General features: G+C 61.1%; 10 protein-coding genes. 5 read left to right on the top strand and 5 right to left on the bottom strand.

Annotated elements, in window-relative coordinates; genetic code table 11:
- Positions 1-12 precede the first annotated feature (12 nt).
- Positions 13-1440, top strand: a complete 1428-nt coding sequence (locus BN1115_RS19720; protein ID WP_042658501.1) for a PTS transporter subunit EIIC — start codon at positions 13-15, stop codon at positions 1438-1440.
- Position 1441: 1 nt separating this feature from the next.
- On the opposite strand, the gene BN1115_RS19715 is transcribed toward BN1115_RS19720, so the two are convergent.
- Entirely contained in the window at positions 1442-2314 is an 873-nt protein-coding gene (locus BN1115_RS19715) for a LysR family transcriptional regulator (protein ID WP_042658500.1), read from the bottom strand.
- A 100-nt stretch (positions 2315-2414) separates the two neighbouring features.
- Between BN1115_RS19715 and BN1115_RS19710 the strand changes: the two genes are divergently transcribed.
- The 3 genes from BN1115_RS19710 to BN1115_RS19700 all read left to right on the top strand — a co-directional run bounded on the left by BN1115_RS19710 (position 2415) and on the right by BN1115_RS19700 (position 5566).
- Complete coding sequence (locus tag BN1115_RS19710; protein ID WP_042658499.1) at positions 2415-3431, top strand: zinc-binding alcohol dehydrogenase family protein; 1017 nt, start codon at positions 2415-2417, stop codon at positions 3429-3431.
- A 537-nt stretch (positions 3432-3968) separates the two neighbouring features.
- Positions 3969-4847, top strand: coding sequence for a 50S ribosomal protein L11 methyltransferase (gene prmA / locus BN1115_RS19705; protein ID WP_042658498.1), 879 nt, complete (start codon positions 3969-3971; stop codon positions 4845-4847).
- A 164-nt stretch (positions 4848-5011) separates the two neighbouring features.
- Positions 5012-5566 carry a sugar O-acetyltransferase gene (locus BN1115_RS19700; RefSeq protein ID WP_042658497.1) on the top strand — a complete coding sequence of 185 codons (555 nt, stop codon included), beginning with the start codon at positions 5012-5014 and terminating at the stop codon, positions 5564-5566.
- 380 nt (positions 5567-5946) lie between these two features.
- Here BN1115_RS19700 and BN1115_RS19695 read toward each other — a convergent pair whose 3' ends face one another.
- The 3 genes from BN1115_RS19695 to BN1115_RS19685 form a co-directional block, all read right to left on the bottom strand.
- On the bottom strand, positions 5947-6495 hold the full coding sequence (locus BN1115_RS19695) for an NAD(P)H nitroreductase (RefSeq protein WP_042658496.1): 549 nt from the start codon (positions 6493-6495) through the stop codon (positions 5947-5949).
- 62 nt (positions 6496-6557) lie between these two features.
- Positions 6558-7751: an autotransporter outer membrane beta-barrel domain-containing protein gene (locus BN1115_RS19690; protein WP_244152303.1), complete on the bottom strand. Its 1194-nt coding sequence runs from the start codon at positions 7749-7751 to the stop codon at positions 6558-6560.
- A gap of 795 nt (positions 7752-8546) precedes the next feature.
- Entirely contained in the window at positions 8547-10574 is a 2028-nt protein-coding gene (locus BN1115_RS19685) for an oxidoreductase (protein WP_042658495.1), read from the bottom strand.
- A gap of 318 nt (positions 10575-10892) precedes the next feature.
- Between BN1115_RS19685 and sppA the strand changes: the two genes are divergently transcribed.
- Positions 10893-12737 carry a signal peptide peptidase SppA gene (gene sppA / locus BN1115_RS19680; RefSeq protein ID WP_042658494.1) on the top strand — a complete coding sequence of 615 codons (1845 nt, stop codon included), beginning with the start codon at positions 10893-10895 and terminating at the stop codon, positions 12735-12737.
- Positions 12738-12867: 130 nt separating this feature from the next.
- Here sppA and slyD read toward each other — a convergent pair whose 3' ends face one another.
- Positions 12868-13548, bottom strand: a complete 681-nt coding sequence (gene slyD / locus BN1115_RS19675; RefSeq protein WP_042658493.1) for a peptidylprolyl isomerase — start codon at positions 13546-13548, stop codon at positions 12868-12870.
- Positions 13549-13688: the final 140 nt, after the last annotated feature.

Here is a 13688-nt window from a genome sequence, read left to right as displayed (position 1 = left end):
AGTAGCCGCTGTATGCCCGTAAAAGCCACTCGACAAGTCGTCACTCAAGCCCTGCAGAGGCTCGGTTATGCCCTGCTGCTGCCCGTCTCCATCCTGCCGATGGCGGCGTTGATCTACCGGCTTGGGCAACCCGACGTACTCGATTTGGCGGTGCTCTCCCTCACCGGTCAGGCGATCTTCAGCCAGATGCCGCTTATCTATGCGGTGGCGATCGCCTTTGGCCTGAGCCGGCAGGAGCTGGGCGGACAGACGCTGGCGGGGGCGGTCAACTTCCTGCTGCTCAGCACCGCTTTCAATACTCTGGCCCCCAACCTGCACGCCGACATGATCTGTGGCCTGCTGGCGGGGCTCACCACCGCCATCATCTATCCCTGGGTTCACCAGCAAACGCTGCCTCGCTGGCTGCAGATCGCCAAGGGGGAGTTTCCCAGCCTGCTGGTGTCGGCCTTGGCCTGCCTGCTGATCGCCATCCCCCTCTCGCTGCTGTGGCCGCCACTGGAGCGCGGGCTGACTTTGCTCACCTCCGAGCTGCTCACCACGCCATTTGGCGCCTTCTGCTATGGCACCCTCAACCGCTTGCTGATCCCGCTCGGTCTGCATCAAGTGCTGGGTAGCGTCATCGGCCTTGGCGAGAGCAACCTGCAGGCGCTGGCTGCCGCCCAACCCCTTCATGAAGGGTATGTGGCCGGTCTCTACCCCATCATCATGTTCGGCCTGCCGGGCGCCTGTTTTGCCATCTGGCTGCACCGCCAGCGGATGCAGCGGCTGCCGCAGGGCGGGTTGCTGCTCACCCTGGCGCTCACCTCGGCACTGGTGGGCATCACCGAACCCATCGAGTTTCTGTTCGCCTTTACCGCCCCCTGGCTGTTTCTCGCCCACGCCCTGCTGACCGGGCTGTCGCTGGCGGTCTGTAGCGGACTGGGGATCAAGGTGGGCAGTTACTTCTCCGCCGGTCTGCTGGATCTGGTGCTGAGCTATCAATCCGGTGAGCACAGCTTCTGGCTCATTCCGGTCGGTATCCTGTTCTTCGTCGCCTACACCCTGCTGTTCTATCAGCTGCTGGAGCGAGCCCCCCTCAGCATGCCGAGCAAGCCCATCGCGGTGGAACACCCGCGCCTCGCCAGTGTTGCCCCCTCCGACCCGCAGATGCTGGCGATCCAGTATCTCAAGGTGCTGGGCGGGATGGACAATCTGGTGGCGATGAGCGTCTGCCTCACCCGGCTCAGCCTGCGGGTGCGCGATATTTCGCTGGTGGATCAATCCCGCCTGCTGGGGCTGGGCTGCCTCTCCTGGATCCAGCTCAACGACCACCAGCTGGTGCTGGTGCTGGGGCCCAGCGCCAGCCTGATTGAAGGGCAGATCCGCATGCTGGCGGAGCGCCAGTCGGTCCCCCTCGGCCTCAAACCCAATCAGAAGTCGGCCAGCCAGAGCAGCTGGTAACTCAGGCGAACGGCAACCGCTCGGCCACGAAATCCATCAGGGTGCGCAGGGCGGGGGCCAGATGCTCCCGACTCGGATAGATAAGGTAAAACGGGTTGGCCGGAATGGGCTGATCCGGCAACACCTTCTGCAACCGCCCCGCCGCCAAATCCCCTTCACAGACATGGTGGGGCAACAGGGCAATCCCCCCGTCATGGATCGCCATCTCCCGCAGCGCCAGCAAGCTGTTACTGACACAGGCCCCCTGCGGCCGCCAGCCCCCCTCCTGCAATGGCCACACCGGCATGGCCGAGTGCACCAGACAGGCATAACGGCCCAGCTCGCTCAGCTGTTGCGGCATGCCGTGAGCCGCCAGATAGGCAGGTGCCGCCACCAGATGGCGTGCCACCTGACCGATGCGCCGACAGATGAGGCTGGAGTCTTTCAGCGGCGCCGCCCGCAGCGCCAGATCGTAACCCTCCCCCACCAGATCGAGCTGTTCGTCACTCAGGGTCAGCTCCAGCACTACCTCTGGATAGAGGGCGCGAAACTCGGCGAGGATCCGGCCAAGCAGCAGGGTGCCGGTCGCCTCGGGGGCGGTGATCCGCACCCGCCCTGCCGGGGCCGAGCGCAGCCGCGCCATCGCCAGATTGGCGCTGCGGGCCAGTGCCAGCAGTCCCTGACAGTGCTCCACATAGAGCTCCCCCTGCGGGGTCAGGCTCAACCTGCGGGTGGTGCGCTGCAACAGCCGCACCCCGAGCTGGGATTCGAGCCGCGAGATCTTCTGGCTCACCGATGACTTGGGCATGCCGAGCAGTTCGGCGGCCCGGGTAAAGCTTCCCTGCTCCACCACGGTGGCGAACAGTCCCATCAACTCCAGATCGACATTGTTCATATATTCAAACAGTCTTTACCGATTACCCATCTTAATTTTGATAATCAACCAGGCTAGAGTGAGTGGCAATCCCGAACACAGCGATTTGAAAGGAAAAACCATGAAAGCCATTGCCCTGACTCACTATCTGCCAAGCGACCACCCCGACTGCTTTATCGCCGCCAACCTGCACGATCCCGTTCCGGGTCCGCGGGATCTGCTGGTGCGGGTCACCGCCACCTCCGTCAATCCGGTGGATACCAAGGTGCGCTCGCCCAAGGCCAAAATTGAAAGCTCGCCCAGGGTACTGGGCTGGGATGCGGTGGGGGAAGTGATCGCCACCGGCAGCGAAGTCACCCTGTTCAAGGCGGGCGACCGAGTCTGGTATGCCGGCGACATCAGCCGTCCGGGCAGCAACAGCGCCTTGCAACTGGTGGATGAGCGCATCGCCGCGATCGCCCCCACCACCCTGAGCGATGTGGAGGCCGCCGCCCTGCCGCTCACCGCCATCACCGCCTGGGAGACCCTGTTCGAGCGCTTCGCCCTCACCCGCGAGAGCCGTGGCAAACTGCTGATCATCGGCGGCGCCGGTGGCGTGGGCTCCATCGCCATCCAGCTGGCCCGCCAGCTCACCGGCATGGAGGTGATTGCTACCGCCTCCCGCCCAGAGAGCCGCGAGTGGTGCCTCGAGATGGGCGCCCATCAGGTCGTGAACCACCACAAGTTGCAGGAGGAGCTGACCGCCCTTGGCATCACGCAGGTCGATGCCATCTTCTGCACCAACGCCACTGCCGAGCACTGGGCCACCATGGCCGGGCTGATCCGCCCGTTTGGCCATATCTGTACCATCGCCGAATCGAGCGAGCCGTGGGATCTCTCCCTGCTCAAGAGCAAGAGTGTCACCTTCAGTCAGGAGTTCATGTTCACCCGATCCCTGTTCCAGACGCCGGACATGATCGAGCAGCACCACCTGCTCGGCCGGGTGGCAGCACTGGTCGATGAAGGGGTATTGCAGACCACTCTGACCAGAACCATCCCCTCACTGACCCCGGTCACGCTGGCTCAGGCCCATGCCGAGGTCGAGGCGGGCCGTATGGTAGGCAAGCTGGTGATCGACATGAGCGGCTTTGCCAACTAAGCCCTCAAACGCACCATGATGGGATAAGTTCACCAAGGAGATGCCCCAAACGGGCACAACCAGCGGCACTCATGACAGCCAGTGACAAGCCAACGTCCGACAATCAGCCAAAAAAGAGGCCATTTCGCGAGAAATGGCCTGAATACCTGAACATTGGGGTAACAATCACACACATATCCTTATGCAGGACAATCTAGTCTTTGCATCTGGCGTGCCAACAGCAGCATGAATGCGCCAAGTCGGCGCCAGCCCGTCCTTGAGCAAGGTATCAACCTTGCTCTTTTTTTGTCTGGCAGACGTCTTAGCTGGCAAACAAGCGCAGATAAAAAAATGCCACCCGAGGGTGGCAGTGAAAGATGACGGAACTTGAGCAAAGCGTTCAGCGAAAACCGATCGTCTTCGCCTGCATAGAGCAATACAGGAACCGTGCCAATCCGACAAAAGCCCCCATATCCCCCCACATCATGGGCAAACCACGACAGCACAGCCCCATGATGATAGAATCTCGCGGTTTCACATTTATGAAGAGTCGACGCCATGCCCTGGATACAAATTCGAATCAACGCCACTGCCAAGACTGCAGACAAGGTGAGCAACATGCTGCTGGGGCGTGGAGCCCAGGCTGTGACCTTTATGGATGCCAAGGATGTGCCCGTCTATGAACCCATGCCCGGTGAAACCCCGCTCTGGGGCGAGACCGAAGTGATGGGTCTGTTCGATGCCGAAACCGATCCGGCCCCCACCATCGCCTTCTTCCAGCAGATCTTCGGCGAAAACGTCGGCTACAAGGTCGAGCAGCTGGAAGACAAGGACTGGGTGCGCGAGTGGATGGATCACTTCCACCCCATGCAGTTTGGCGAACGCCTCTGGATCTGCCCGAGCTGGCGCGATGTGCCGAACCCCGATGCGGTCAACGTCATGCTGGATCCGGGTCTGGCCTTCGGTACCGGTACCCACCCCACCACAGCCCTCTGCCTGCAGTGGCTGGATGGGCTGGATCTGACCGGTAAAACCGTGGTCGATTTTGGCTGTGGCTCCGGCATTCTCGGCATCGCCGCCCTGAAATTGGGTGCCGCCCGCGTCATCGGCATCGACATCGACCCGCAGGCCATCCAGGCCAGTCACGACAACGCCGAGCGTAATGGCGTTGCGGGCCAGATCGAACTCTACCTGCCGGCCGACCAGCCGCAAGATGTCGAAGCGGACGTCGTAGTCGCCAATATCCTGGCCGGCCCGCTGCGCGAACTGGCACCGCTGATCGCTGGCCACGGCAAGCCGGGCAGCCTGATGGCCCTCTCCGGCGTGCTGGAGAGCCAGGCCCCGGAGCTGGAAACCATCTATGGTCAGTGGTTCAATATGGACCCGACCGCCGTCAAAGAAGAGTGGTGCCGCCTCTCCGGCCGCAAACACGGCTAAACATAGCTCCCGCTCTCAAGGCGGCAAGTCAGCATCTTTATTAAACAAGAGCACCCACGGGTGCTCTTGTTGTTTCTCCCCCCTTTCCTACTCTGGGGGACGGTTCACGCTTCTCTGGCCAATGAGGGATTAACATCGTTCTTCCACATCATTGAGGCCCTGCCATGAGCGAATACCAGAAGATGATCAGCAGCCAACCTTACAACTGCATGGCACCGGAATTAGCGCAGCTGCGGTTGGAGGCAGCACGGCGCTATCGCCGTTTCAATCAGGCGGAAGAGGAAGCAGAGCAGCGGACACTGCTGGCGGAGCTGGTTGGCGAACTGGCAGAAAACGCCTTTATCTGCCCGCCCCTCTACTGCACCTATGGCCGTCATATTCAGCTTGGTAAGGACTCCTACATCAATATGGGGGCGACCCTGCTGGACAATGCCCCCATCCGCATCGGCGCCAACGTGATGATTGGGCCAAATGTGCAGATCTATACCGCAGCCCATGCACTGGAGGCCGGCGAACGGATTCAGGGAACAGAGACGGCGCTGCCGGTCACCATTGAAGACAAGGTCTGGATTGGGGGCGGCGCCATCTTGCTGCCCGGCGTCACCATAGGGCGGGAGGCGATCATCGGCGCGGGTGCCGTAGTCACTAAAGATGTACCGGCCGGAGCTCGGGTAGTCGGCAACCCGGCCCGGATCCTGCCAGCCAAAAACAGGGCATAAGGTAGCCAACCGGGCGGTGAGCCGATGCCGCCATCAGCTCACCGCCGCCCCGACACCCCATAAAAAATAAAGCCCAATGTCACGAAGACGTTGGGCTGTTAAAAGGTGCTACGGAATTGCGACTCTCATCGCAGAAAAATTAGAAGGAGTGCCCTTCTAAACTGGCAGGGAGATATTATCGAATGCGCAAACGTTTTACATAGTGAAATACAACAGGATTGCGAGGTACATCGCACTATTTAAATAATTACCTGCTATGGCGCGCGAAGCCTCTTTGACCCATTTATTTTCCCCAACCACTCTGGTTACTATCCATGGTTAAACAAAAAAGCCCCGATTTCTCGAGGCTTTACTTTTTCTAGCGCAACGTGACCGAGGTGTCAGAAACGGCGGACAAACTCATCACGCGGCAGTTCGCGTAGTTTGCGCGCTTCCAGCATGGGGGTGCCGAGGTAGAGGAAGCCCACCAGCTGATCCTCTGGCGCCAATCCCAGTCCCTTGTTGACCTGCGCATCGAAGATAAACCAGCCGGAGCGCCAGATGCCGTTGAAGCCCTGCGCCTGCGCCGCCATCTGCATCGCCATCAGGGCGCATCCGGCGGAGAGCTCCTGCTCCAGTTTCGGCACCTTGGGGTGCTCCTGATAACGGGTTGCCACCGCCACGACCAAGGGGGCGCGCAACGGCGCTTCGCTGCACTTCTTGACGCTATCGTCATCCTCGCCACGAGCACGGGCCGCCTCGGCCAACAGCTTGCCCAGCCGCTCGCGCCCCTCCCCTTCAAACAGAATGAATTGCCAGGGAGTCAGGGTGCCGTGATCCGGCGCGCGCAGACCCGCCTTGAGGATATTGTCGAGCACCTCACCACTGGGGGCGGGTGTGGTCAGGCGGCCACAGGAGTGGCGGTTGAGTAGTAGAGTAAGTGCATCCATCGGGAGCTCCTTTATTGAGAGGAAGGGGAACACGGCAAACAGCCGCGCTCACTTCCCGGGTATCAGAATGGCTTGGAGAGATTGATGCGCCATTCCCAAATGTTGAGCCCATCCTGACCAAGGCTGAGATAACCCGCACTGGTCGTCAGCGTTGTCGAACCATCAAGCAGGGTACGCAATCCCAGCCGTACAGTGCCACTGAGCGGTTCGGTGCGTGCAGAGTCAAGATTGCCCGTCAGGATATAGCCATCGTTGGGTCTCTCAAAGCCATAATCCACCCCCAACTCCCCATAGGGCATCAGCGGCAGGCCACCGGAGGTATGGTAGATCCGGCTGAATTCGACCGAGCCGATCAGGTTGCCCTGGTTGTAGCTGTCACTCTCTCTGTCCAGTTTCAATGCCAACCCTTGATAATCCCCCTGCAACGGATAGCCTTCGCTGTGGCTATGGCTGTAGTTCAGAGCCAGTCGCGGACGCACTGACAACTGCTCCCAGAAGTACTGGCCCGTGGTCCCCAAGCTGCCACTCAGCGACCTTGAGCCATAGTCCCCCGAGAGGAACAGCAGATCCTGCTCATTGTCCATCCAGCCGTACATCAGGGTGGCATCCAGCATCCAGCGCTCCGACGCCTGATAGACCAGATAGGGGCCGATATTGTAACCACCGGTCGCCAAGCGCATACCACCGTTGAAAGAGTCCACCTTGCTGTCGACCCGGGAGACGATAAAACCAACGCTCAACTCGGGGTTGAGGCGCGTCTCGGCCCCCAGACTGAATACATTGGTGCTGCCAGACACATTTGCACCTTCTCGATGATCCGAGATGTCGTAGTAGACCTCATCACCCCACAGACTCCACTGCCGTACCGCCGGTTGGGCCTGCGCAGCCAGATCGGTGCGGGTGAAGGGACAATCCGGGTACTGATCCCGCTGCTCGGGCGGCAGTTGCGCCCGCTCATCCGCCATCACGCACAGCACGCGATCATTCAGGGCTCGTTCGCTCGCCTGTTGACCGGCGCCAACCACAGCCGGCGGGCTGACCGGCACCAGAGGCTGGGGCAATCCCGGATTGGGCAAGAGCCCCCCGGGTGGCAACGTGCCGATCGGCGGCTGTACCCCGCCGGGCAGAGTCGGCATCACCCCCTTGGGCGGTAGCGTGGCGATCGGCGGCTGCACCCCGCCGGGCAGAGTCGGCATCACCCCCGTGGGCGGTAGCGTGGCGATCGGTGGCTGTACTCCACCGGGTCGGGTCGGCATCACCCCCGTGGGCGGTAGCGTGGCGATCGGCGGCTGCACTCCACCAGGCCGGGTCGGCATCACCCCCGTAGGTGGCAGTGTTGGTTTGGAAGGCAAACTTGGCGGGGGAAATGTATTGGGGAAAGTAAAATGCCCGGCTTGCTGGTTATCTGTATCAAGCAGAACCCGCTTACCGGAGCTTGAGTCTATGTAGGCGTAAAGCTTGTGAGTCCCCCCGTTTTGTACCTCGGGAGAAACCGTCAGATGCAATCCTTGGTGTCCCTGACTCCAGCTGTCATAGATCTGGCTCTGTTTGGCCGACTCAACCTCAAACTGGCCCGGAGAGACGGCTGACAGCCAGAGCGAATGTTGTCCATCTGCAGTCCAGCCAAGAAAAACCAGTTGCCCGGAAGGGTCGGCCGTAGCAGGGGTAGTATGCAATGCAATCACAGTGGCCAGAGCGATGACACTCAGGGAACGCACCGGCATGTGGGCAGAAATCGTTGACTTCGCAGGGCTCATGGCAATTCCTTTTACCAGACTCGACATATCCGACACCGGGCAGACAGCCATCGTCGATGGGCACCACCCACGACCAAGTGCCAGAGATTACCCTGACCCCACATGGATGCCACTGCAACTGACGTCGATAATCTGCCCGCAAGCAATCCGTATGAATGAATCGTCAAACGGGTACAATCTGTACCATATTGTAACGCCATCAGTTCGACAACCGGCTTCTCTCGCCATGGTGACCACGCGAGCAAACCCACGAAAAAGGGACCGTCTGGTCCCTTTACGCATGGCTGAACAGGCTCAGATGACGGCCGCCAGCTCGGCCCCTTGGCGGATGGCCCGCTTGGCATCCAGCTCGGCAGCCACGTCGGCACCGCCGATGATGTGCACCGGCTTGCCTGCCGCCTGCAACCCGGCCTGCAGCTCCTTGAGGGGCTCCTGCCCGGCGCAGATGATCACCTGATCCACCGGCAGACACTGTTTGGTCTCACCCACCTGAATGTGCAAGCCCTCGTCATCGATCCCCAGATATTGCACCCCGGAGAGCATCTGCACCTTGCGGTTCTTGAGCACGGTACGGTGGATCCAGCCGGTGGTCTTGCCAAGGCCGTCACCCACCTTGCTCTCCTTGCGCTGGAGCAGCCAGATCTGGCGCTCGGGGGCGTCGATTTCAGGAGTCGTGAGGCCGCCGCGCTCGCCGAGTTGCTTGTCGATGCCCCACTCCTTGAGCCAGTGATCACGGTGGCTCCCGGCATCTGTCTCAACCCTTTTCTCCACAAGGAATTCGGCCACATCGAAGCCGATGCCGCCAGCGCCGATCACCGCCACCTTCTGGCCGACCGGCTTGTGATCCCGCAATACATCGAGGTAGTTCAATACCTTGGGATGCTCGATCCCCGGGATGTTGGGGGTGCGCGGGCGGATGCCGGTGGCGAGGATCACCTCGTCAAAACCGCCGCCGAGCAGGCTCTCGGCACTCTGGCGCTGACCAAGGTAAAGCTCGACGCCGCACTTCTCCAACCGCTTGGCGAAATAGCGCAGGGTCTCGTGAAACTCCTCCTTGCCGGGGATCTGCTTGGCGAAATTGAACTGGCCGCCAATCTCGCTCGCCTGATCGAACAGGCTCACCTGATGACCGCGCTCGGCAGCGTAGCAGGCAAACGCCAGCCCGGCCGGGCCCGCCCCCACCACCGCCAGCTTTTTGGGCTGGGGCACCCGACCGAACGTCAGCTCGGTCTCGAAACAAGCGCGGGGATTGACCAGACAGGAGGCGCGCTTCTGCTTGAACACATGGTCGAGGCAAGCCTGATTGCAGGCGATGCAGGTATTGATCTCGTCTGCCCGGTTCTCGGCCGCCTTGATGACAAACTCGGGATCAGCCAGGAAGGGGCGCGCCATGGAGACCATATCCGCCTCGCCCCCCGCCAGAATCCGCTCGGCCACCTCAGGGGTGTTGATCCGGTTGGTAGTGATAAGCGGCACCTTGAGATGCTTTTTCAGCTCGGCGGTCACCCAGCTGAAAGCGCCGCGCGGCACGCTGGTGGCGATGGTGGGAATGCGCGCCTCATGCCAGCCGATGCCGGTGTTGATCAGGGTCACGCCGACCTGCTCCAGCGCTTTGCCGAGCGCAATCACCTCTTCCAGGGTCGAACCCTGTTCCACCAGATCGAGCATGGAGAGGCGGAAGATGATGATGAAGTCGGTGCCGACCCGCTCGCGGATGGCGTGGACAATCTCCACCGGAAAGCGCATCCGGTTTTCGCTGCTGCCGCCCCAGCCATCGGTGCGCTTGTTGGTGCGCTCGCAGATGAACTGGTTGATGAGATAACCTTCCGAGCCCATCACCTCGACGCCGTCATAACCGGCCGCCTTGGCCAGCGCTGCGGTGGCGGCAAAGTCGCGGATGGTGCCACGGATCTGCCGCTCGCTCATAGCGCGCGGTTTGAACGGGGAGATGGGAGCCTTGAGGGCGCTCGGCGCCAGACTGAAGGGATGATAGGCGTAACGACCGGCATGGAGGAGCTGCAGCGCTATCTTGCCCCCCTCCTGATGCACGGCGCTGGTCACCTTCTTGTGCTTGCTCACCTGCCAGGGGAAGCTCAGCTGGGAGCCGTGAGGTACCAGCCGACCGCGCAGATTGGGGGCGATACCGCCAGTGACGATCAGGCCAACGCCACCGCGGGCCCGCTCGGCATAGAAGGCGGCCAGCTTGTCAAAACCGCCCTTCTCCTCTTCGAGGCCGGTATGCATGGAGCCCATCAACACCCGGTTGCGCAGCTGGGTAAAACCGAGGTCAAGGGGCGTCAGCAGATGGGGATAGCGACTCATGATGCCTTCCTCTTTAAGGCCAGGGTGCATGGAACAACGCCCAACACCCGGTTGCGCAGCTGGGTAAAACCAAGGTCGAGCGGGGTCAGCAGGGTCGGATAGCGGCTCACGATGCCTCCAGTTAATTTTTTGTTATCAAACTGAGGCTAGAGTAAAGAATCGAAAATCCTTTTTCAAACAAATGTTTGGACAAATTTTCAGCGAACAGCCGTGCCCTGAACGAAGATAGGCGGGATCCACCAGTGGGAAATGGCAATTTCGCCCGCAACTGGTTAATAATGACCCTTCTTTACCCATTAACAGGGCGATAACGCGACTATGTCTATTTTCAAAGGTCTGGGTTGGTTGTTCCGCAGCCTGTGGCGCCTGCTCAATTTCACCCGGCTGATGCTGGTCAATCTGCTGTTTCTCATCGTAGTGCTGGTCATCGTTTTCAGCGTCAGCCAGAAAGAGGCCCCTCAGGCTCCCATCGAAGGGGCGCTGACCCTCAATCTCAACGGCGTGCTGGTGGAGCAACGCTCCCAGACCGATCCCACCGTACAGCTGCTGCGCCAGATGGACAGCAGCGACGAGCAGCCGAGCGAGATCGTCCTCTCCGACCTGCTGTGGGCCATCAAGAGTGCCAAGGATGATGAGCGCATCAAGGCGCTGGTGATCAAGCCGCAAGGGCTACAGGGAGCCAACTTCTCCAAGCTGCAGGAGGTGGCGAGCGCCATCGACTCCTTCCGGGAGAGCGGCAAACCGGTGATCGCCATGGCCGACTTCTACAGCCAGGGCCAGTACCTGCTGGCGGCCCATGCCGATCACGTGCTGCTTAACCAGAGTGGCGCCGTGGTGATCGAGGGGCTTGGCGTCTACCAGACCTATTTCAAGTCGGCACTGGAGAAGCTCAACATCACCCCGCACGTGTTCAAGGTCGGTACCTACAAATCCTTCGTCGAGCCCTATACCCGCGACGAGATGTCCCCCGAGAGCAAGGAGGCGAACCAACGCTGGCTGGATCAGCTGTGGCAATCCTATGTGGCGGATGTCGCCGAGCAGCGGGAGATCGAGCCTGACGCCGTGGCGCCGGGCAAGGAGCGCTTCCTCGAACTGCTGCGCAAGGCCGGCGGCAATGCCGCCAACTACGCCCTCGACAACGGTCTGGTGGATCAGCTGGCCACCCGCGACGAGATGACCCAGGCGGTCATTAAAGAGGTTGGCGAAGCGGACGATCACGGCTGGAAAGGGGTCGGCCTGAAAGAGTATCTGGCCGCCGCGCCCGAACAGTATCCCCAGAGTGGCAAGGATGAGGTGGGTCTGGTGGTCGCCAGCGGCGCCATCATGGATGGCGTGCAGCCTGCCGGTACCATCGGTGGCGATACGCTCTCCGATCTGCTGGCCGATGCCCGCCGCGATGACAAGGTTAAAGCCGTGGTCTTGCGGGTCGACAGCCCCGGCGGCAGCGCCTTCGCCGCCGAGCAGATCCGCGCCGAGCTGCTGGCCCTGAAACAGGCAGGCAAACCGGTGGTGGTCTCCATGGGCAGCTATGCCGCTTCCGGTGGCTACTGGATCTCTGCCGATGCGGACAAGATTTTTGCCTCCCCCACCACCCTCACCGGCTCCATCGGGGTGTTCGGCATGTTCGCCACCATCGACAAGGCACTGGCCCAGTTCGGGGTACATACCGACGGGGTCGGCACCACAGATTACGTGGGCGTTGGCCCAACCCGCGCCCTGCCGGATCACGTCGGTCAGGCAATCCAGCTGAGCGTGGAAGATACCTATCAGCGCTTCATCGGTCTGGTCAGCAAGGGCCGCGGCCTGAGCCCGGAAGAGGCCGAGAAAGCGGCCGAAGGTCGGGTCTGGACCGGCGAAGATGCCAAGACCCTGGGTCTGGTGGACGAGTTCGGCAATCTGGATGACGCCATCAAGGCCGCCGCCGAGCTGGCCAACCTCAAGGAGTGGCAGGTGACCCCCATCGAGCAGGAGGAGTCTGCCAAGGACAAGTTCCTGCGCCAGCTGTTTGACAGCAGCGCCCAAGTGCTGGCTCCCCAGTTACAAAGCTGGTTGCCAGCAGGATTTGGCAAGGCATTGGTGGAAGTGAACCGCAGCCTCGACCCGCTCACCCGCTTCAACGACCCGCAAGGCACTTACGCCTTCTGCCCAGTCTGCGTGCAATGACAACACTGCGATAGCGAGATCTATCACGTCTGTATGCATGGGGCGTCGGTCCTCATGCATAACGTGATTGAGAGCGCCAATAAAAAACCCGCGATAAATCGCGGGTTTTTTATCATCGGCATGGCCGTGATCAGTGGTGATGGCCTTTGCCACCGCAACCGCCGCCACCGCAGCAGCCGCCTTTACCCTGACCATCAGCATGGTCGTCACCGTGGTCGTGGCCATGATCGTGACCGTGGCCAGCACCACCACAGCAACCGCCCTGGTCGTCGTCATCATGGTCGTGACCATGACCGCCACAGCAGCCGCCGTGATCGTGGTCATGACCGTGATCGTGACCGCAACCACCGGCACCGTGAACGTGGCCGTGGGCCAGCTCTTCGGCAGTGGCAGCACGCACGTCCTTGATCTCGACCTTGAAGCCCAGGGTCACGCCAGCCAGCGGATGGTTGCCATCCACTTTGACGAACTCTTCGGACACTTCAACCACGGTCACCGGACGGTGGCCATCGTCGGTCTCAGCCACAAAAGTATCCCCTTCGGAGACTTCCATGCCGTCGAACAGCTCGCCCGGTACTTCTTGTACCAGCGTCTCGTCATATTCGCCGTAGGCCTGGCTCGGTGCCAGTGTCACTTCGAAGGCTTCACCTACCGCGCGACCTTCCAGCTCGGCTTCTAGGCCAGAGACCAGGTAACGGGTGCCGTGCAGATAGACCAGCGGCTCTTTGCCGACAGTGCTGTCGATGACTTCACCGTGCTCGTCGGTGACTGTGTATTCCAGCGTAACCACGCTCAGAGGAGCTACTTTCATGTCAGGATCCTGCGGATAGAAAAAAACGGGCTCAGAATACCCTAAAAAGCGGGCCGCGCATATGCCGTGCCGCGCCTCCGGGTGACGAAAAAAACGGCAACAGCGTCAGCGAGGAGACCCGCATCGCACCAGCCATTGAC

The organism is Aeromonas allosaccharophila, assembly GCF_000819685.1.
GTDB lineage: Bacteria > Pseudomonadota > Gammaproteobacteria > Enterobacterales > Aeromonadaceae > Aeromonas > Aeromonas allosaccharophila.
Note: the sequence above shows the minus strand (reverse complement) of the source record. Positions and strands in the feature narration are given on the sequence as shown.